The organism is Cedecea colo, from assembly GCF_011808225.1.
In the GTDB taxonomy this organism is placed as follows: Bacteria; Pseudomonadota; Gammaproteobacteria; order Enterobacterales; family Enterobacteriaceae; genus Dryocola; species Dryocola colo.
Genome location: NZ_SOYS01000003.1, coordinates 264,625 through 283,967 on the forward strand (window position 1 = coordinate 264,625; position 19,343 = coordinate 283,967).

The 19,343-nt window shown below is 53.1% G+C and carries 23 protein-coding genes and 1 tRNA gene; 17 read left to right on the forward strand and 7 right to left on the reverse strand.

Going from position 1 to position 19,343, the window contains the following annotated elements:
* Nucleotides 1-80 precede the first annotated feature (80 nt).
* From E2L00_RS09520 to E2L00_RS09575, 12 genes are all read left to right on the forward strand, one after another.
* Complete coding sequence (locus E2L00_RS09520; protein ID WP_167610317.1) at nt 81-944, forward strand: GTPase family protein; 864 nt, start codon at nt 81-83, stop codon at nt 942-944.
* A gap of 93 nt (nt 945-1,037) precedes the next feature.
* On the forward strand, nt 1,038-1,859 hold the full coding sequence (locus tag E2L00_RS09525) for a DUF932 domain-containing protein (RefSeq protein WP_167610320.1): 822 nt from the start codon (nt 1,038-1,040) through the stop codon (nt 1,857-1,859).
* A gap of 216 nt (nt 1,860-2,075) precedes the next feature.
* Nucleotides 2,076-2,777, forward strand: coding sequence for a DeoR family transcriptional regulator (locus E2L00_RS09530; RefSeq protein WP_167610323.1), 702 nt, complete (start codon nt 2,076-2,078; stop codon nt 2,775-2,777).
* Between the two features lie 182 nt (nt 2,778-2,959).
* Nucleotides 2,960-3,655: a hypothetical protein gene (locus E2L00_RS09535; protein ID WP_167610326.1), complete on the forward strand. Its 696-nt coding sequence runs from the start codon at nt 2,960-2,962 to the stop codon at nt 3,653-3,655.
* Nucleotides 3,656-3,676: 21 nt separating this feature from the next.
* Nucleotides 3,677-4,150, forward strand: a complete 474-nt coding sequence (locus E2L00_RS09540) for a hypothetical protein (protein ID WP_167610330.1) — start codon at nt 3,677-3,679, stop codon at nt 4,148-4,150.
* Nucleotides 4,151-4,227: 77 nt separating this feature from the next.
* Nucleotides 4,228-4,515, forward strand: a complete 288-nt coding sequence (locus tag E2L00_RS09545; protein ID WP_394766041.1) for a DUF905 family protein — start codon at nt 4,228-4,230, stop codon at nt 4,513-4,515.
* A gap of 51 nt (nt 4,516-4,566) precedes the next feature.
* On the forward strand, nt 4,567-5,025 hold the full coding sequence (locus E2L00_RS09550) for an antirestriction protein (protein WP_050150730.1): 459 nt from the start codon (nt 4,567-4,569) through the stop codon (nt 5,023-5,025).
* Nucleotides 5,026-5,040: 15 nt separating this feature from the next.
* A complete protein-coding gene (gene radC, locus E2L00_RS09555) occupies nt 5,041-5,517 on the forward strand; it encodes a RadC family protein (protein ID WP_167610333.1) in 477 nt (158 codons plus the stop codon).
* 8 nt (nt 5,518-5,525) lie between these two features.
* Nucleotides 5,526-5,747, forward strand: a complete 222-nt coding sequence (locus tag E2L00_RS09560) for a DUF987 domain-containing protein (protein WP_000691995.1) — start codon at nt 5,526-5,528, stop codon at nt 5,745-5,747.
* Between the two features lie 18 nt (nt 5,748-5,765).
* Nucleotides 5,766-6,083, forward strand: a complete 318-nt coding sequence (locus tag E2L00_RS09565; RefSeq protein WP_063163856.1) for a type IV toxin-antitoxin system YeeU family antitoxin — start codon at nt 5,766-5,768, stop codon at nt 6,081-6,083.
* Between the two features lie 20 nt (nt 6,084-6,103).
* Nucleotides 6,104-6,445 (forward strand): TA system toxin CbtA family protein, encoded by a 342-nt coding sequence (locus E2L00_RS09570; protein ID WP_167610336.1) that lies wholly within the window; start codon nt 6,104-6,106, stop codon nt 6,443-6,445.
* 115 nt (nt 6,446-6,560) lie between these two features.
* Nucleotides 6,561-7,394 carry a DUF4942 domain-containing protein gene (locus E2L00_RS09575; RefSeq protein WP_167610339.1) on the forward strand — a complete coding sequence of 278 codons (834 nt, stop codon included), beginning with the start codon at nt 6,561-6,563 and terminating at the stop codon, nt 7,392-7,394.
* Nucleotides 7,395-7,496: 102 nt separating this feature from the next.
* Here the strand turns inward: E2L00_RS09575 and E2L00_RS09580 are convergent.
* Nucleotides 7,497-7,572, reverse strand: a tRNA-Ile gene (locus E2L00_RS09580).
* Nucleotides 7,573-7,698: 126 nt separating this feature from the next.
* On the opposite strand from E2L00_RS09580, the gene mug reads away from it, so the two are divergent.
* Nucleotides 7,699-8,205, forward strand: a complete 507-nt coding sequence (mug, locus tag E2L00_RS09585; RefSeq protein WP_167610342.1) for a G/U mismatch-specific DNA glycosylase — start codon at nt 7,699-7,701, stop codon at nt 8,203-8,205.
* A 51-nt stretch (nt 8,206-8,256) separates the two neighbouring features.
* Here the strand turns inward: mug and rpoD are convergent, their stop codons facing one another.
* The 3 genes from rpoD to rpsU form a co-directional block, all read right to left on the reverse strand.
* Nucleotides 8,257-10,095, reverse strand: a complete 1,839-nt coding sequence (gene rpoD, locus E2L00_RS09590; RefSeq protein WP_167610345.1) for an RNA polymerase sigma factor RpoD — start codon at nt 10,093-10,095, stop codon at nt 8,257-8,259.
* A gap of 154 nt (nt 10,096-10,249) precedes the next feature.
* Nucleotides 10,250-11,995, reverse strand: coding sequence for a DNA primase (gene dnaG, locus E2L00_RS09595; RefSeq protein ID WP_167610347.1), 1,746 nt, complete (start codon nt 11,993-11,995; stop codon nt 10,250-10,252).
* A gap of 163 nt (nt 11,996-12,158) precedes the next feature.
* Nucleotides 12,159-12,374 (reverse strand): 30S ribosomal protein S21, encoded by a 216-nt coding sequence (gene rpsU, locus E2L00_RS09600; RefSeq protein WP_001144069.1) that lies wholly within the window; start codon nt 12,372-12,374, stop codon nt 12,159-12,161.
* Between the two features lie 373 nt (nt 12,375-12,747).
* Between rpsU and tsaD the strand changes: the two genes are divergently transcribed.
* Nucleotides 12,748-13,761, forward strand: coding sequence for a tRNA (adenosine(37)-N6)-threonylcarbamoyltransferase complex transferase subunit TsaD (tsaD, locus tag E2L00_RS09605; RefSeq protein ID WP_167610349.1), 1,014 nt, complete (start codon nt 12,748-12,750; stop codon nt 13,759-13,761).
* A gap of 31 nt (nt 13,762-13,792) precedes the next feature.
* On the opposite strand, the gene plsY is transcribed toward tsaD, so the two are convergent.
* The gene (gene plsY, locus E2L00_RS09610) at nt 13,793-14,410 is read right to left on the reverse strand and encodes a glycerol-3-phosphate 1-O-acyltransferase PlsY (RefSeq protein WP_167610351.1); all 618 of its coding nucleotides are present in this window, start codon (nt 14,408-14,410) and stop codon (nt 13,793-13,795) included.
* 107 nt (nt 14,411-14,517) lie between these two features.
* Here plsY and folB point away from each other — a divergent pair, with 107 nt between their 5' ends.
* Together folB and bacA are read left to right on the forward strand one after the other, a co-directional pair.
* Nucleotides 14,518-14,895 carry a bifunctional dihydroneopterin aldolase/7,8-dihydroneopterin epimerase gene (gene folB / locus E2L00_RS09615; RefSeq protein ID WP_167610790.1) on the forward strand — a complete coding sequence of 126 codons (378 nt, stop codon included), beginning with the start codon at nt 14,518-14,520 and terminating at the stop codon, nt 14,893-14,895.
* A gap of 109 nt (nt 14,896-15,004) precedes the next feature.
* Complete coding sequence (gene bacA / locus E2L00_RS09620; protein ID WP_167610353.1) at nt 15,005-15,823, forward strand: undecaprenyl-diphosphate phosphatase; 819 nt, start codon at nt 15,005-15,007, stop codon at nt 15,821-15,823.
* An 11-nt stretch (nt 15,824-15,834) separates the two neighbouring features.
* Here bacA and E2L00_RS09625 read toward each other — a convergent pair whose 3' ends face one another.
* Nucleotides 15,835-17,076 carry a multifunctional CCA addition/repair protein gene (locus E2L00_RS09625; RefSeq protein WP_167610355.1) on the reverse strand — a complete coding sequence of 414 codons (1,242 nt, stop codon included), beginning with the start codon at nt 17,074-17,076 and terminating at the stop codon, nt 15,835-15,837.
* A gap of 66 nt (nt 17,077-17,142) precedes the next feature.
* A complete protein-coding gene (locus E2L00_RS09630) occupies nt 17,143-17,763 on the reverse strand; it encodes a TIGR04211 family SH3 domain-containing protein (RefSeq protein WP_167610357.1) in 621 nt (206 codons plus the stop codon).
* 265 nt (nt 17,764-18,028) lie between these two features.
* Between E2L00_RS09630 and E2L00_RS09635 the strand changes: the two genes are divergently transcribed.
* The gene (locus tag E2L00_RS09635) at nt 18,029-19,327 is read left to right on the forward strand and encodes a CYTH domain-containing protein (RefSeq protein WP_167610359.1); all 1,299 of its coding nucleotides are present in this window, start codon (nt 18,029-18,031) and stop codon (nt 19,325-19,327) included.
* Nucleotides 19,328-19,343 lie beyond the last annotated feature (16 nt).

The window sequence follows — 19,343 nt, forward strand, 5'->3', positions numbered from 1 at the left end:
ATCATTTTCCTGAACGCAACATCATTACGGCGAATCCATAAAGGTTCGCCGTTTTTGTTTTCATTATCCCAGGAGATGTCATGAGAAATCAGGAAGGTATGTATTCGTTGCAGAGCTCACTCACAGGCTTACCAGAATGGGTATCAGAACGAGTCATGCAAAAAATTCATCAACTAACAAACTACGAACCAGTGATCGGCATTATGGGCAAAACCGGTGCCGGAAAATCGTCGCTGTGCAATGCCTTGTTCACCGGAGAAGTCTCACCGGTCAGCGACGTAGCGGCCTGCACCCGTAATCCGCTGCGTTTTCGCCTGCAGGTGGGAGAGCACTATATGACATTGGTGGACCTGCCCGGTGTGGGGGAAAGTAGTTCACGCGATGCTGAATACACTGCACTTTACCGTCAGCAACTTCCCCGACTTGACCTGGTATTGTGGCTGATCAAGGCCGATGATCGGGCGCTGGCGGTGGATGAGCATTTTTATCATCAGGTAATTGGTGAGTCATACCGGCATAAGGTGCTATTTGTTATTAGCCAGTCGGACAAGGTTGAACCCACCTGCGGTGGTGAAAAGCTGTCTATAGAGCAGAAACAAAACATCGGCCGCAAAATCTGTCTGCTGCATGAGCTGTTCCAACCTGTACATCCGGTATGTGCCATTTCAGTTCGGGCTAAGTGGGGACTGCGGGTGATGGCCGAGCGGATGATTAAGTGCCTGCCGCGTGAGGCCAGCAGCCCGGTGGTGTCGCAACTGAAGCCCTCCTTTCGCACACCGACAGTCCAGAAAAAAGCGCGTGACGATTTTGGTGAAACGATCGGCACGGCGCTGGATGCGGTAAGTGCCCTGCCGTTGATACCGGCTCCGGTGAGGGCAGTCATACGCGCGGTGCGCGATACCGTGGTGTCGGTTGCCCGTACCGTCTGGAACTTCTTCTTCTGAATATTTAATCCTGCCAGTAGTTTTCCGAGCCCTGTCGCCTTCATGCGACAGGGCTTTCTTTTATTTGTTTTCCCCATTATGAGGAGTTTGTTTATGACCCGTCTGGCTTCGCGCTTTGGCGCTGCAAATCTTATCCGTCGTGACCGTCCGTTAACCCGTGAAGAGCTGTTTCGCGTGGTACCCAGCGTATTCAGCGAGGACAAACACGAATCCCGTAGTGACCGCTACACGTATATACCCACTATCTCCCTGCTCGACAGTCTGCAGCGGGAAGGTTTCCAGCCGTTCTTTGCCTGTCAGACCCGAGTGCGTGATCCTGGTCGTCGGGAACATACGAAGCACATGCTACGCCTGCGCCGGGAGGGACAGATTACCGGTAAACAGGTGCCGGAAATTATCCTGCTCAACTCCCATGATGGCACCAGCTCGTACCAGATGTTACCTGGCCTGTTCAGGGCTGTGTGTCAAAACGGCCTTGTCTGCGGTGAGTCGTTTGGCGAGGTGCGGGTGCCACACAAAGGAGATGTGGTGAGTCAGGTGATTGAGGGAGCGTATGAAGTACTGGGGATTTTTGACCATGTGGAAGAAAAGCGGGATGCCATGCAGTCGTTGCTGTTACCGCCACCTGCGCAGCAGGCACTGGCAAAAGCCGCGCTTATATATCGCTTTGGTGAGGACCACCAGCCAGTTACTGAATCGCAGATACTCTCCCCGCGCCGCTGGCAGGATGAAAGCAACGACCTGTGGACAACCTATCAGCGGATTCAGGAAAACCTGATTAAAGGTGGGCTTAGTGCCCGTAATGCCAAAGGCGGACGGTCGCATACCCGTGCTGTGCGTGGCATTGACGGGGACGTGAAGCTCAACCGGGCACTGTGGGTGATGGCGGAAACACTGCTCACGCAACTGCAGTAGACGTTTCATGTTGCCACATTGTTATTATCGGACACCACCTGTCCGAATTGCTACGTGCTCGTGTGCCTCAATCTCCCGGTAATAGCCTGTAACCCCCGTTACATCTGGCTTTTGCGAAAATAAAAAATAGTTTCTGCGTTGTCCATACCCTGTCCGCCCCCCTCTTTAAAGTAATCACATCATTTTCAGTCAGTTAACTTTCCTGGAGAACCTCTCATGACACAGGCAGAACGCCGCCATGACCGGCTGGCGGTCAGGCTGTCGCTGATAATCAGCCGCCTGGTTGCCGGGGAAACGCTGAGCGTGCGTAAACTGGCGGCAGAGTTTGGCGTATCGGTACGCACGCTGCGGCGTGATTTTCGTGAGCGTCTGATGTACCTGGACCTTGAGTATCAGTCCGGCTACTGCCGCCTGCGCACCGCTGGCAGTGAGATGCAGATGGTGCCGGATGTGCTTATCTTTGCTCACCGCAGCGGGCTGGCCGGGCTTTTTCCGGGCCTTGACCGCCGACTGGTGAATGCGTTGTTGATGTGTGATGAAGCCCCCTGCGTTATACCACCTGCCAGTCCGGCATCCTCAACGTCAGTGCCTCTATCATTCTGGCGACTGGTTCAGGCAATTACTGACTGCAGAAAAGTCACGCTGCTTGCTGACGGGCAGAGCTGCGAACGACTGGCTCCGTGCCGGTTACTCATCCACCAGCAGACCTGGTATCTGATTGCCGAGCATAACGGACATCTTGCCGTGTTCACGCTGGATGAAATTCATCTGGTTCAACCCCTGCAGGAGTCTTTCCGGCGTAACGATAGTTTATGTCGTCTGGCTGAAGCCCCGGTATTCATTCAGGCCTTACCCCATTTTCGATTTATTCAGCAGTCACTGCTTGCGTTCGTTCCGGCTGATAACAGGCCGGAATAGTGCAGTTTTTTATCCACCAGGCAGCAAAGAGGAGCCCGATGCTGTTATCGCCAGTATCGTCAAAAATCGGGGTATTCAGCCGACTCCTTACCCTGACACTGCCCACTGATGTACCGGTGGGTATCATCCGGGGCATTTATGTATTCACAAAAACTATTCATCTGACTTCAGTAAGGAAAAAAATGAAACTGATTAAATTATTACCTCTGCTGGCAATGGTTGCTGGCTCCAGCTTTGCTGCATCACCGGAGAGTACGGTCAAAGCATCAGGCTGTCTGGCGGTAAACGATATGCTTGAGAACCTCAATTCGCGGGAGTCCTGTGTTTCAGTCGATATCACCAGTACCTTATCTGAAGGCCGTTATCTGGCGATTGCTAACCTGACTAATGGCAATATCTACCCGGTCCGCATGACCCTCAGTGACGGTGTCATTACGGCACGTCCGGACACGGATGAGATTGATAAGCTCAATCAGCAGCAGGCGCAAAAGCGCCGGGAAGAGCAGTTACAGAAAAAGCTCGATTATTATAAAGCCCACCCACAGAAAGAGAGCGGGTTCGACAAAGCGAAAAAGGCACATCTGAATCTTACTCAATATCACTCAGCCGCCTGCAGGGCCATTGGTCAAAAAGTATGGGATTCCATTCATGAAGATGTGTCGTGCCTGATGATTGAGAATGCACAGCCGGTCAGTGATAGCACTCAAACAGGAACAGCCATTCTGCGCGGGCCAGGTGCGAGCAAATTTAAGCTCCCGGTGACGTTCAGAGTGATTCAGGAGGATTTTATCCGTATTGACGCCGATATAGCACCAGCTGCGCTGGCACAACTAAAGGCACAGATAGACGCGTATAAAGAAAAACTAAACCAGCGCTAATGAACTGAAAAGGATAACAGTATGAAAATTAAACCCTGTTTACCTGTCCTGCTGTCTCTTCTGGCCCCTGCCTTCACTCATGCAACAGTGACCGAACAGCAGTGGGGTGAATGGTACGGCAATACGGGCGGTATGGAGTTTGCACTCAGCAGCGACAATCGGGCCGGAGAGAAGCTGACCATCAGTTGCAGCAATAAAAAGATGGTTGTGGCCTGGCAGCTCCCGAAGGAGGATTACCGCGCCACCTCTGATGAAGGAATGAGCGAAGTGTATCTTCTGATAAACGATGAAAAATACTCGCTTGAGAATGAAACTCTGCTTCCGGGTGAGGCTGTTCCGGCTCAGGTGGCTTTTGAAGCACTGAAGCACACAGGAGCAAAAGACATACTGGCTTTCACCGCCTTTCAGTCAGGGGAATCGAAACCGTTCAGTGCCCGTGGTCTTCACGACGCGCTGAAAGATATCACCTGGCAGGATTGTCTCGATCAACCCTGACGCCTTTTCACTTAAGTCATTCGACCAGCCCTGTTGCACATGTGCAACAGGGTTTTTTGCTTTTTGAGGTCATCATCATGCCTGAATCCCCGTTACTACCGCCCGGTTCTTTCACCCGGCAGCAGGCCGAAGCCATTATCAGTCGTTACCACAACGTCACCATCGAAGATGACCAGACCACGCATTTTCGTCTGGTTGTGCGCGACGATGATGGCGGCATGGTCTGGCGTGCCTGGAATTTTGAGCCCGATGCCGGTGCAGAACTTACCCCATATATCCGGCGCTTATGGCATCCGCAGGTCGTTACTCACCGACTGACAAACCCCATTCCCGACAGACACATCTCCCGGACCATCCTTTATTAACCCACACGCCAGCCATCGCGGCTGGCACTTTTTATTGACGGAGACATTTACATGACAACAGCGACACAGTACGACCTTGTACCCGCTAACGAATCCGATTTCAAACTCACAGTAACGCAGGTTCCCGACGAACAGCGTCTCGATTTCTGGCCACAGCACTTTGGCTCTATCCCACAATGGATAACGCTGGAACCCCGCATTTTCGCCTGGATGGATCGCTTCTGTGATGAGTACAGCGGTGGTATCTGGTCCTTTTACACGCTCAGCAATGGCGGCGCGTTTATGGCCCCTGATGCTGACAGTGACGATAAATGGCGTCTGTTCAACAGTATGAACGGTAATGATGCTGATATGAGTGCAGAAGCTGCCGGTATCGCTGTCAGCCTGATTGAATACAGCCATCATGCCTGTCGTAACGAATGCGATGTCATGACGGAGCACTATTACCGCCTGCGGGACTATGCCCTGCAGCATCCAGAAGCCCACGCCATTCTGCGTATCATCGACTGACTGGAGGAACAACGGATGAAACAGCTTTCCTTTTTACCCGGCGAGATAACGCCACAGGACCGGCGTCTCATCCAGCGCGCCCTCAGGATTCTGGACCGGCATCTGCATGAGCCCGGGGTAGCCTTCACCTCCACACACGCCGTACGTAAATGGCTGCGACTGCATATGGCCGCGCTTGAGCGGGAAGAGTTCCGGGTGTTGTATCTGGACAACCAGAATCAGCTTATTGCCCATGAGACGCTCTTTAGCGGCACGATTAACCGTACCGAGGTGTATCCCCGGGAGGTCGTCAAGCGCGCCCTTTATTTCAATGCCGCAGCGGTGATACTGGCGCATAACCATCCTTCCGGCGAGACGACGCCCAGCCAGGCTGATAAAGCTCTCACGCAGCGCCTGATACAGACACTTCAGCTGATGGATATCCGCGTCCCTGACCATCTGATTGTCGGCGGCAGACAAATCTATTCGTTCGCAGAACACGGTCTGCTGTGAGGAATTACATGAAAATTATCAGTAAGCGCCGGGCAATGACGATATACCGCCAGCATCCGGAGTCCCGAATCTTTCGCTACTGCACCGGAAAATATCAGTGGCACGGTAGCGTCTGCCATTACACCGGCAGGGACGTTCCGGATATCACAGGAGTCCTGGCTGTGTACGCCGAACGCCGCCAGGACCGCAACGGGCCTTATGCCTGCCTGATGAGCATCACCCTGAACTGACAATAGTGGAGAACTGTAATGAGCAACATCACTTGGGGCTTGCAGCGCGATATCATGCCGCGCCTGGGAACACGTCTGGTGCAGGAGGGCAACCGGCTGCACTACCTAGCTGACCGGGCCAGTATCACCGGTAAGTTCAGTGACGCCGAATGCCAGAAGCTGGATGAAACATTCCCGCACTTTATCAGCCAGATGGAATCGATGCTGACCACCGGTGAACTGAATCCCCTACACGTCCATTGCGTCACCCTGTACCACACCGGTTTTACCTGCGAAGCCGACACCCTCGGCAGTTGCGGCTACGTATACATCGCCATTTATCCCACTAAGCGCTAATTACTTTCACGAGAGCAAGCATGAAACCTCAATCTGCAGCAACTTCGCGGGCGGTAAAACCCTGCCTGTCCCCCGTGGCTATCTGGCAAATTCTACTGACACGCCTGCTGGAACAACACTATGGCTTGACTCTGAACGACACGCCGTTCAGGGATGAATCCGTTATACAGGAACATATCGATGCAGGTATCACGCTGGCCAATGCCGTTAACTTTCTGGTGGAAAAATACGAGTTTGTTCGTATCGATCGCAGAAGGTTTAGTTGGCAGGAACAATCACCTTATCTTCGGGCTGTAGATATTCTGCGAGCACGGCAGGCAACTGGCTTGTTGCGGCAAAGCCGTAACAACGTAGTACGGTGAATATTGCGTACAACCTTCCTGATTTAAATTTCTGAGCTTTCTCCCTTGTTTACATATTGCATAATGCGCCTGCCATTACCCGGCGGGCGCGTTTGCTTTTTAAGGACAAAATGTCATGCAAACTAAAGCTGAAGTATTAACCGATCATAGCGAGCTAATTTGCTCGACCAGTATTGAACGCATAGTGACAGGCCGCGATACAGCACTAAAACAGATCGAGCAACTCATCCAGCAACTTGATGCCATTTCACAGCTAACCTCAGAAATTGGCGGTGGTACAGCGCAAGACTGGGCGATGAAAGCCGGGCATCGTTACGATAGCTGGATGACCGAAAAGGTCGATAAAGCACTGCCTGCCGTTACCCGCAATATTGACCGTAGTATCTGGCGCGATTTGATGTTGAAGTCTGGCATGATGGCCTTGATGGATGCTCAGGCCCGTGACCAGTGGCATAAGAACCTGGAGGAGGGGGATCTGCCTGCCATCAGCGAGGCGAATATCCTGAGTACTTTTGAGCAGCTACATCTGAACAAAATGGATGTATTTGAGCGTGGCATTATCAATGTCTTCAAAGGGCTGTCGTGGGATTACAAAACCAATAGTCCCTGCAGCTTTGGTAAAAAGATCATCGTCAACAATTTGGTGACGCATAACCGCTGGGGATTTAGTTTGAACTGGGGTTGGCGACGGGATCAACTAGCGGACCTGGAACGAATGTTATTTCTGCTGGATGGTAAACCGATACCCGATAACCGTGGTGATGTTACTACTCGATTGATGGAACATATTCGGGATAACCCTTCGAAGGATGTTTACGAAGATGATTTTTTCAGTATACGTTACTTCCAGAAAGGAACCGCGCACATCACTTTTAAACGTATCGACCTGACAGAAAAGATGAATGATATCGTGGCGAAGCACTATCCGGGGATGCTGGCAGCGAGATGAAGAGGGCAGGGAGGCAATTCCTTACCTGACCCATTACCTGACCCGATTCGTATAAAACGAAAAAGGAGTCAGATGATTTCTCATCTAACTCCTTGTTTTATCTGGTGGCCCCTGTTGGGTTTGAACCAACGACCAAGCGATTATGAGTCGCCTGCTCTAACCACTGAGCTAAGGGGCCGTGGCGCTGGATTATAATGGAACTTGGGGCGTCAATCCAGTAGTTGCGTGACGTATGCTGGTTTTATAATCAATGCCTTATCAATCTCTTATACTTAGCTCAACACCTATAACGACGGGAAGGGTCATGATTAGCGATATTCTACAGCCCGGGCTGCGGGTGGCGTTCTGCGGTATTAATCCCGGCAAGTCTTCGGCGCATACCGGTTTTCATTTTGCGCATCCTGGCAATCGCTTCTGGAAGGTTATTCATCTCGCAGGCTTTACCGAACGTCAACTGAAGCCCGAAGAGGAGCGACACCTGCTGGATACCCGCTGCGGGATTACCATGCTGGTTGAACGGCCAACGGTCCAGGCAAGCGAGATTGCTCTGCATGAGCTACGTGCAGGCGGGCGCGAACTGGTGACAAAAATGCAGGATTACCAGCCGATGGCGCTGGCCGTACTGGGCAAGCAGGCTTTTGAACAGGCGTTTAGCCAGCGTGGGGCGAAGTGGGGCAGGCAGAATATGACCATTGGGGATACCGAAGTATGGATTTTGCCAAATCCCAGCGGTCTGAACCGTGCGACGCTGGATAAGCTTGTCGAGTCTTACCGCGAGCTGGAACAGTCGTTAATGGCGCGAGGCCGCTAGCCAGGCAATAAAAAAACCCTCGCAAGGAGGGTTTTTGAAAGCGTAATAAAATTAATCGTCCAGGAAGCTACGCAGTACTTCAGAGCGGCTTGGATGGCGCAGTTTACGCAGGGCCTTCGCTTCAATCTGGCGGATACGTTCGCGGGTAACGTCAAACTGTTTACCCACTTCCTCCAGCGTGTGGTCGGTGTTCATATCGATACCGAAACGCATACGTAGCACTTTCGCTTCACGCGCGGTCAGGCCAGCCAGTACATCGTGGGTGGCAGAGCGCAGGCTTTCAGAGGTTGCGGAATCCAGCGGCAGCTCGAGGGTGGTATCCTCGATGAAATCGCCCAGATGCGAATCTTCATCGTCGCCGATTGGCGTTTCCATGGAGATTGGCTCTTTAGCAATTTTCAATACCTTGCGGATTTTGTCTTCCGGCATCAGCATGCGTTCAGCCAGCTCTTCCGGCGTTGGCTCGCGGCCCATCTCCTGCAGCATCTGGCGCGAAATACGGTTGAGTTTGTTGATGGTCTCAATCATATGCACCGGAATACGGATAGTGCGCGCCTGGTCGGCGATGGAGCGGGTGATAGCCTGACGGATCCACCAGGTCGCATAAGTTGAAAACTTATAGCCACGGCGATATTCAAACTTATCAACGGCTTTCATTAGGCCGATGTTGCCTTCCTGAATCAAATCAAGGAATTGCAGACCGCGGTTGGTGTATTTCTTGGCGATAGAAATAACCAGACGCAGGTTCGCTTCCACCATCTCTTTCTTCGCACGGCGGGCTTTCGCTTCACCGATAGACATACGACGGTTGATGTCCTTAACCTGCTCGATGGTCAGGCCGGTCTCTTCTTCAATCTGCTGCAGTTTCTGCAGGCTGCGATGCACATCTTCAGACACGTCACGCAGTTTTTCAGACCATGGCTTATTCATCGCGATAGCGGCGTTGAACCAGGTTTCGCTGGTTTCGTTGCCGGTGAACAGCGTGATGAAGTTTTTCTTCGGCATCTTGCACAGCTCTACGCACAGCTTCATGATGATACGTTCTTGCGTACGAACGCGGTCCATCATGACGCGCATGCTGTTTACCAGGTAGTCGAACTGCTTCGGCACCAGGCGGAACTGTTTGAAGACTTCAGACAGCTGCAGGATCTCAGCGGCGGAGTCAGCGTGAGCACGACCTTTCGCTTTGATGGTGTCGCGGGTGATCTCGTATTGGGTACGCAGCTCACCAAATTTCTCACGCGCCAGCTCCGGATCGATGCTGTTGTCATCTTCCGCATCGTCGTCATCTTCTTCCTCATCGTCATCATCACTGTTTTCTTCGCTGGTCAGCTCAGAACCGATGTGGGTGGCGGTAGGGGCAAGATCTTCTTCTGCGTTGGGATCAACGAAACCGGTGATCAGATCCGTCAGACGTACTTCTTCTGCTTCAACGCGATCGTACTGTTCGAGCAGGTAAGTGATAGCTTCCGGATATTCAGCAACGGAGCACTGAACCTGATTGATACCGTCTTCGATACGCTTAGCGATATCGATTTCACCCTCGCGGGTTAACAGTTCAACGGTTCCCATTTCACGCATGTACATGCGCACCGGATCGGTGGTGCGCCCGATTTCAGATTCTACGCTGGAGAGAACCTGAGCGGCGGCTTCCTCCGCATCTTCATCCGTGTTGTTTGAGTTTTCAGCAAGCAACAGGTCATCGGCGTCAGGTGCTTCTTCCATCACCTGAATGCCCATGTCATTGATCATTTGGATGATGTCTTCGATCTGATCGGAGTCGACGATATCTTCCGGCAGATGGTCATTGACCTCAGCATAGGTCAGATAGCCTTGCTCCTTACCACGTTGGACAAGAAGTTTAAGCTGTGACTGCGGGTTTTGCTCCATAAGACGGTATCCACACTTCAGTATTAGGGTTGTGTCGGTAGGCGTTGCCGCCAACAATAACGTAACGAGGGCTGACTTATTTTTTATGCCGCAGCCCGTCCGTGCGGCGTTCGGGTTTGACCCGATCAATGTTCGGCAGTTAAGCCGCAATTATTTATTTTTTCGTGCGTGATTCTGTTATCACGCGCACTTCTTCACGCTCCGCCGGCGTTAACCCTTCCGTTCTGGAGCGTGCCATTAATTCTTCAAATCTCAGCTCCAGCACGGAATCAAACATATGTTCGAGCGCGTCGGTGAACGTTTTTTCTGCAATATCCTTATCAGCTATATCGTCCCAGGCTGACAGTTTTTCAAGGGTGGCGGCCTCATTCGTGCCGCGATACAGCTCTAAAAGCTGCCCTGTAGTCAGTCCTGGCTGGGCCAGACAGGTGTTGACCAGATCGATAAATAAGTTCAGCCCCGGCAGCTTAGCCTGCTCCAGACCGCTCAGAGGTGGAACAGAAGGTGCCAGCTCCGGATTCTGGACCAGCAATCCTATCAGTATACGCATGGTTGTGCGTTTTAGCTGAGGCGCCGGACGCGGCGTACCGCTTTGCACGAGCTTTGGCATGAGCTTTTCAAGCTGGCTGTCGTCAAGAATACCGAGTTTGTTGCCCAGTTCCTGGCGCAAATAAATGCGTAATGTCTCACCAGGCACCTGACTAATCAGGGGTAATGCCAGTGTGCTAAGCCGTGCACGGCCATCCGGCGAACTTAAATCAACCTGTGGCATCAGGCTGTTAAACAGAAACGTCGAAAGCGGCTGAGCATGTTCCATGCGCGCTTCAAAAGCTTCTTTTCCTTCTTTACGGACTAGCGTATCCGGATCTTCACCGTCCGGCAGGAACATAAAGCGTAGCTGACGGCCGTCCGTCATATAAGGTAGCGCAGTTTCCAACGCGCGCCATGCGGCGTCCCTTCCGGCGCGATCGCCGTCATAACAGCAGACAACGTTATCGGTGACCCGAAACAGCAGCTGGATATGATCGGCGGTGGTTGAGGTGCCAAGCGAGGCGACGGCGTAAGAAATGCCGTACTGCGCCAGGGCCACCACATCCATATAGCCTTCAACCACCAGCAGGCGCGCCGGTTCAGCCTGGCTCTGCTGGGCTTCATACAGGCCATAGAGCTGGCGGCCTTTATGAAAAATATCGGTTTCCGGGGAGTTCAGGTACTTCGGCAGGGCATCGCCCAACACGCGGCCACCAAAACCAATTACCCGGCCTCGCTTGTCGCGGATGGGGAACATCACCCGTTCACGAAAGCGATCGTAACTGCGACCCTTGTCGTTCGTCACCAGCATGCCCGCGTCCGTCAGAGACTGACGGTTTTCGGCATTGCCGCCAAAACGCTTTAACGCGTTATCCCAACCGGGAGGCGCGTAACCTATAGCAAAATGCTTGATGACTTCTGCGCTTAATCCGCGGCTTGCCAGATACTGACGGGCAGGTTCCGCGTTGTGTTGCGCCAGGGATTGCTGATAAAAGGCGTTCAGGCCATCCATCAACTGATAAAGATTCTGCCGCTGATGGCGCTCGATCTGGCTTGGCCCGTTACCCGCTTCGTACGGCACTTCAAGGTTGTGCATGGCCGCTAATTCTTCAACGCTTTCGACAAACTCAAGCTTGTCGTAGTTCATTAAAAAATCCAGCGCGTTGCCGTGCGCGCCACAACCGAAGCAGTGGTAAAACTGTTTATCACCGTTTACGGTGAAAGAAGGGGTTTTTTCGTTATGGAACGGACAGCACGCATGGTAGTTCTTGCCCTGCTTTTTGAGCTTCACGCGCGCATCGACAAGATCGATGATGTCGGTGCGAGCCAGCAAGTCATTGATGAAAACGCGTGGGATTCGTCCAGCCATAGGCCCCGTTTGACCCCGTAAGTTTATCTGTCGGGCTAAAAGCGGCGCCAGAAACCTGTAGGGCAGGTCAGTTCATAAACGAAAATAAGCCGCGCATTCCTTTCGGAAGCACGGCCTTTACAACTACTACTTGTCTGAGTTTGAGGACTGAATCCTCAAGAAATTAGTACAGACGAGTGCGGCGTGCGTTTTCGCGAGCCAGTTTCTTCGCGTGACGTTTTACAGCAGAAGCTTTAGCGCGTTTGCGTTCGGTAGTCGGTTTTTCATAGAACTCACGACGACGAACTTCCGCCAGAACACCTGCTTTCTCACAAGAACGCTTGAAGCGACGCAGTGCTACGTCGAATGGCTCGTTTTCACGTACTTTAATTACCGGCATTAACTCTCACCTTTGATAAATTCGGTTTGCCGCTGACTGATGCGCCAGCTATTTCAAAATGGTGCGGAATTTTACTGCAACTCTTGCTGCTTTGTAAAGCACCGGACAACCAGAAACCTGGCTTTTAAGGCCGGAATCTTCCAGGGGTGCGGATTATACACCACCTGAGCACAATAGGTGAGCAAAGTTTTAATACCCGTCATCCTTTGAGCTACAGCGGCGTTGACTGCGCTCCCTCACCTCAGTCACTTACTTTAGTAAGCTCCCGAGGATTCACTCCCTTGCCGCCTTGCTGTAACTCAAATGCTATAGGGTATACAACGCAAGCCCGGCAGCATAAACTTCGCCCCAAGACTTTGAGGTAGAGAAAGCCATGCGTGTACTGGGTATAGAGACTTCCTGTGATGAAACCGGCATCGCCATTTATGACGATGAGAAAGGGCTGTTAGCCAATCAATTGTATAGTCAGGTGAAATTGCACGCTGACTACGGCGGCGTGGTGCCGGAGCTGGCTTCCCGCGACCACGTGCGTAAAACCGTGCCGTTGATTCAGGCCGCACTGAAAGAGGCAGGTTTAACCGCTCAGGATATCGATGGCGTGGCCTATACCGCCGGTCCTGGCCTGGTTGGCGCGCTGCTGGTGGGCGCAACGATCGGCCGCGCGCTGGCGTTTGCCTGGGACGTGCCTGCCGTACCGGTGCATCATATGGAAGGGCATTTACTGGCGCCAATGCTTGAAGATAATCCTCCGGCGTTTCCGTTTGTCGCGTTGCTGGTTTCCGGCGGTCACACGCAGCTCATTAGCGTTACGGGCATTGGCCAATATGAGTTGCTTGGTGAGTCCATTGACGATGCCGCAGGCGAAGCCTTTGATAAAACGGCCAAACTGCTGGGTCTGGATTATCCGGGCGGTCCGATGTTGTCAAAAATGGCGGCGCAGGGAACGGAAGGGCGCTTTGTTTTCCCTCGTCCCATGACCGACCGTCCCGGCCTTGATTTCAGCTTTTCCGGCCTGAAAACTTTTGCCGCAAACACCATTCGCGGTAATGAATCAGACGATCGGACCCGCGCCGATATCGCCCGTGCATTTGAAGATGCGGTTGTTGATACGCTGATGATTAAATGCAAACGCGCGTTGGATCAGACCGGTTTCAAACGCCTGGTGATGGCCGGTGGCGTAAGCGCCAACCGCACGCTGCGAGCCCGTATGGAAGAGCTGATGACCAAACGCCGCGGCGAAGTGTTCTACGCCCGTCCGGAATTCTGCACTGATAACGGCGCGATGATTGCCTATGCGGGCATGATTCGTCTGCAAGCGGGAACGGCGGGTGAACTGAGCGTGACCGTTCGTCCGCGCTGGCCGCTGGCAGAATTACCTGCGGCGTAAAAGCTGGCTGTAAGAGAAAAGGAGTGAGAAATCACTCCTTTTTTTTGTCCTTATTTCTGCGCAGCTTCTTCCAGATTTTGGTTTCCTGCCCGCGCCATAAACGTTGAATATTGTCATGATGGCGCATCAGAATCAGGCAGGAGAGCATGGCGACCGGGAAAGTGAACTGCGGCTTGAACCACCAGACGTAGAAGGGCGCTATCAAAGCGCTGATAATCGCCCCCAGCGACGAATAGCCGCTAAGCAGCACGCTTAACAGCCAGGTGCCGGCCATAACGCCGGTTAAATCAAAGCCGATAGGCGCAATGGCGCCGAACGCGGTTGCCACGCCTTTACCACCGCGAAATCTGAAGAAGACGGGCCAGATATGCCCCAGGCAGGCGGCAATAGCAATTAGCCCGAGCCAGAATGGCGTTACGCCTAATGCATAGGCCGCCCAGACCGGCAGCATGCCTTTTAAGATATCAAAAATAAGTACCGCTACGGCTGCGCCTTTGCCGCCAATACGTAAGACGTTTGTCGCTCCTGGATTACCTGAACCGTTCTCTCTTGGGTCCGGGAGACCCGCGAGTCGGCAAACCAGAATGGCGCTGGAAATTGAGCCGCAAAGATACGCGAGGAGAATCATGCCAGGCGCGATTGCACTCATAACGCTGTTCCATGTTGAAAATGTCGTTGTATTCTTCGCATCTGTGGATAATACGCATATTTCGCCGGAAGTGGTATCTGGCGCAACTAAAAACCAGGCAGGGCATGATGGACATTGTATTTATAGAGCAACTTACGGTAATCACCACCATTGGTGTGTACGACTGGGAACAGACCATCGATCAGAAGCTGATATTCGATATCGAAATGGCGTGGGACAACCACGCCGCCGCCGCTAGCGACGATGTAAACGATTGTCTGAGCTATGCGGATGTCAGCGAAGCGGTTATCACGCATGTTTCCGGCGGCCGTTTCGCACTGGTTGAACGCGTGGCGGAAGAGGTGGCCCAGCTGCTGCTGGCGCGTTTTAATTCACCCTGGGTACGCCTGAAAGTCAGCAAGCCTGGAGCCGTTGCGCAGGCAGCCAATGTCGGGGTCATCATTGAGCGTGGCAATAATCTGAAAACAAACAAAATAAGTGCATAATTGTTAAACCAAACGTGTCTAAGCTGGTCATAGCCAGTAACCTTTTACGGCGGTCGCATCTCGCCCGTCGTTTTTTTATGATTTTTTTTAGGGGCATGAGGATTTATTAATGAGCGATATTCACTCGCTGGCGATTGCCGCGATTCTCGGTGTTGTTGAGGGGCTAACGGAGTTTTTACCTGTCTCATCCACCGGGCATATGATTATTGTCGGACACCTGCTGGGATTTGATGGTGATACCGCCGAAACATTTGAAGTGGTGATTCAGCTCGGTTCGATCCTCGCTGTGGTAGTGATGTTCTGGCGTCGCCTGTTTGGTCTGATTGGCATTCACTTTGGTCATCCGCCTCATGAAGGCGCGGGCAAAGGTCGCCTGTCGTTAATTCATATTCTGTTGGGTATGTTCCCAGCCGTGGTGCTGGGACTTATCTTCCACGACACGATTAAATCGCTGTTTAACCCGATTAACGTTATGTATGCCCTGGTTGTTGGCGGCGTGTTGCTGATTGCCGCTGAGCTGCTAAAACCAAAGGAGCCGCGCGCCGTTGGGGTGGACGATATGACCTGGCGTCAGGCTTTCATTATTGGCTGCTTCCAGTGTCTGGCGCTCTGGCCGGGTTTCTCTCGTTCCGGGGCTACCATCTCCGGCGGCATGTTGATGGGCGTGAGCCGCTATGCCGCGTCTGAATTTTCTTTCCTGCTGGCGGTACCTATGATGTTGGGCGCAACGGCGCTGGACGTTTATAAGAGCATCGGCTTCCTGACCATGGCCGATCTGCCGATGTTTGCCGTAGGCTTCGTCACCGCGTTTGTCGTCGCCCTGCTTGCGATCAAAACCTTCCTGCAGGTTATCAAACGCATATCGTTTATCCCGTTTGCTATCTACCGCCTCTTTGTAGCGGCAGCGGTTTATTTTGTCTTCATGTAAATACCGCGCCCTCAGCCTTGCGGCTGGGGGCAATGTTCTTCTTTCCACTTTGCAACGGCCGCAACCCGGCGTTTAGTCAGCTCCTCCCGAATCGCCGGACCGCTGAAACCTGCTTCAATCACTTCTTTATTGGTCACCCGCTGAGCCGCCTCCCAGGCTGCGCGCAGCAATCTTCCCTGTGGATAATCGCTGCCTTCAAAACCCGTGCGCCCGCGTGCATCAGCCTCGCTGGTTAATGCGATTTGTTCAACGCGGTGCGGCTTGCGCCAGGCGTCGATAGCGTCAAACAGCTTCACCACCGTTTTCGGCTGCAGACCAGGGAAGGTGTGGATAAGGTCGTGATACTCCGCCACCAGCTTCGCCAGATCGCGGATCTCGTTTGGCACGCGCATTCTCTGGCAGATATTCTCCACCAGCTTAACGCCCGCCGGGCCGTGGCCGTGGTGTCGGGGCCAGAGCGCTTTCGGGGTTAGCCCCTTGCCAAGATCGTGGCACAGCGTCGCAAACCGCACGTCCACTTCGGGGCTGAGCTGGGCTGCAATAGCGAGCGTCATCAACACATGAATGCCGGTGTCGATCTCCGGGTGCCATTTAGCCGGGGCAGGTACGCCAAACAGCGCGTCGATTTCCGGGAAAAGCACGGCCAGCGCCCCGCATTTACGCAGCACATCAAAGTAAACCTGAGGATTCCGGCTGGTCAGCGCATTTTCAGTTTCTTTCCAGACGCGCTCGGGTGTCAGATGCGTCAGCTCGCCGCCTGCGGTCATGTTTTGCATCAGCGTCATGGTTTCCGGGGCTATCTGGAAATTGAGATGGGCGTAACGTGCGGCAAATCGCGCCACGCGCAGAACACGTAGGGGATCTTCATTAAATGCCGGGGAGACGTGGCGCAGCAGGCGTTTTTCTATGTCGGCCAGCCCGTTGTACGGATCGACAAGCTTGCCGCGTTCGTCTTGCGCGATAGCGTTAATAGTGAGATCGCGGCGCATTAAATCCTGTTCAAGCGTAACGTCCGGCGCGGCATAACAGGTGAAGCCTGTATAACCCTGCCCGGCTTTACGCTCGGTGCGCGCTAGCGCATATTCTTCGCGAGATTTTGGATGCAGAAATACCGGGAAATCTTTCCCGACCTGCTGGAAACCAGCGTCCAGCATCTCTTGCGGGGTAGCGCCGATCACGACCCAATCTTTATCTTTGACCGGTAGTTTTAACAACCCATCACGAACGGCGCCACCGACCAGATAAATCTTCACTCTTTACACCCCTGCATCTGCTAAAAATTACGAATAATACGTAATTGTAGGATACAGGGTTGCGGATCAATTCATCCAGCGGTCTTTCTTCTTGCGGCTTGGGATCATATGCGGCAGCAGCAGGCCAAACAGCAGGCCGACGCCCAGCACGCCGCCGCCATACATAAACCACTGCATGATAATGGCGCGCTGCTTGTCATCAAGCTGGACGTTGGCGGCATTTACTTTCTTCTGCGCAACGATAAGCTGATTTTTAAGCTGCTGATTTTCTTCTTTAAGGCCGCTTATCACGCCGTCACTCTGGGCGACCTTTTGCTGCATTTCTGCCGTGCGCTGATTCCATGTGGTATCGATATTGGTGAGCTTATCCGTCAGGTCTTTGACCTGTTGTTCCAGAGCGGGCACGCGAGTACGCAGGCTTGGATTGGTGCTCAACTGCGACAGAGGGATCCAGGAGGTGCGGCCGTTGCTGTCGCGCACCTGGCCGTATTTGGTTTCTTCGTTACTTTGCAGAAGGGTAACTTCTTCGCCGGCGTTTACCGTACCCAGCAGGCGATAGTTATCACCCGGGCCGCTACGAACCCAGGTGTTTAATTCATCGGAGACATAACGTTTTTCATCGGCATGAGCCACAACGGTAACGCTAAGAGAGAGCAAAGTAAGGCAAATCAGGCGTAATTTCTGCATTATTTCGTCATTATTGTCATAAAGTGTGGAACGATAGTAGTGGCATCAGTCTGACGGTGCAATTCGTAAACCTGAATGGGAATCATCCTGGTGTGAATTCCGCTACTTGTACAAGGCATTAGCCCTTTTTCAGATGAAAATCCGCTCGTCAAATTGCGCGCGATGCGTGGCAATTTACGGCAAAATATTATCTACTGACCAGCAACCAGCTATTTAGTTCGCCGGGATGTTATCCCGTGTGACCGCAACCAAAAGTAAAAAGACGATGCCTCAAGAAATCGAACTCAAATTTATCGTTAACCCAGCGGCGCTGGATGACCTGCGCAATGTCCTGAATTCCCTTGAAAGCGAACATAGCGAAGCTCGCCAACTGCTTAATATTTATTACGAAACAGCGGATAATACGCTGCGTAGACACGATATGGGGTTGCGTATTCGCGGCGCAGATGGCCGCTATGAAATGACCATGAAGGTGGCCGGTCGTGTGACGGGCGGGCTTCATCAGCGTCCTGAATACAACGTTGACCTCAGCAAGCCGGAGCTTGAACTTGCGTTGCTGCCCGCTGAAGTCTGGCCGGAAGGCGTAACGCCTGCGGTATTGCAGGACCAATTGAAACCGTTGTTCAGCACGGACTTCTCCCGTGAAAAGTGGGTGGTTACTTACCGTGGCAGCAAGATTGAGCTTGCGCTGGACCTGGGTGAAGTGAAAGCCGGTGAAGTCAGCGAGCCGCTGTGCGAGCTGGAGCTTGAGCTGCTGGCAGGCGAAACGGCTGCGGTGCTTGAACTGGCGCAACAGCTGGTGACGCAGCCGGGACTGCGTCAGGGAAATCTGAGTAAAGCCGCTCGCGGCTATCACCTGGCGGCAGGAGATGCGCCTCGTGAAATCAAGCCGCTGGGCGTACTGCACGTTGCGCCAAAAGCAACGGTTGAGCAGGGCCTGGAAGGCGCGCTGGAAATGGCGCTGGCGCACTGGCAATACCATGAAGAACTTTGGGTCCGCGGCAGCAAAGCGGCGAAAAACGCCGTGTTGAACGGCGTTGGGCTTGTTCGCCATGCGCTGGCGTTATTTGGCGGCATCGTACCGCGTAAAGCGAGCACTCACTTACGTGAGTTGTTGATGACCTATGAAGCGCTGCTGGCACAGAACCTGCAGGCAGAAGAACTGGCTTACAGCCCGGAAAGCAGCCAGGCGAAACTTGCGCTGACCGACTGGCTGGTGAATCGCCAGTGGCAAAAGTTTGTCGATGAAAAAGACCGCGCCAGACTGGCGGGCTCCTTTAAGCGTTTTGCCGATACGCATCTTTCTCGTCACGCGGCGGAACTGCGCAATACTTTCCAGCGTCCGCTTGGCGACGCCTATGGCGATCGGCTCCCACGCCTTGTGCGCGAAACTGATTCTGTCCGCCTGTTAGCCGGCGTTTATGACGATGCGGTAACGCTGCCCTGGCTTGATAACTGGCAGGGGCTGCGCCATGCCATCACCACGCGCCAGCAGGTGGAAATCGAACACTATCGTAATGAAGCCATCTCGCAGGCGCCATTCTGGCTGCACAGCGGGAAATAACCATACTGTCGGGATA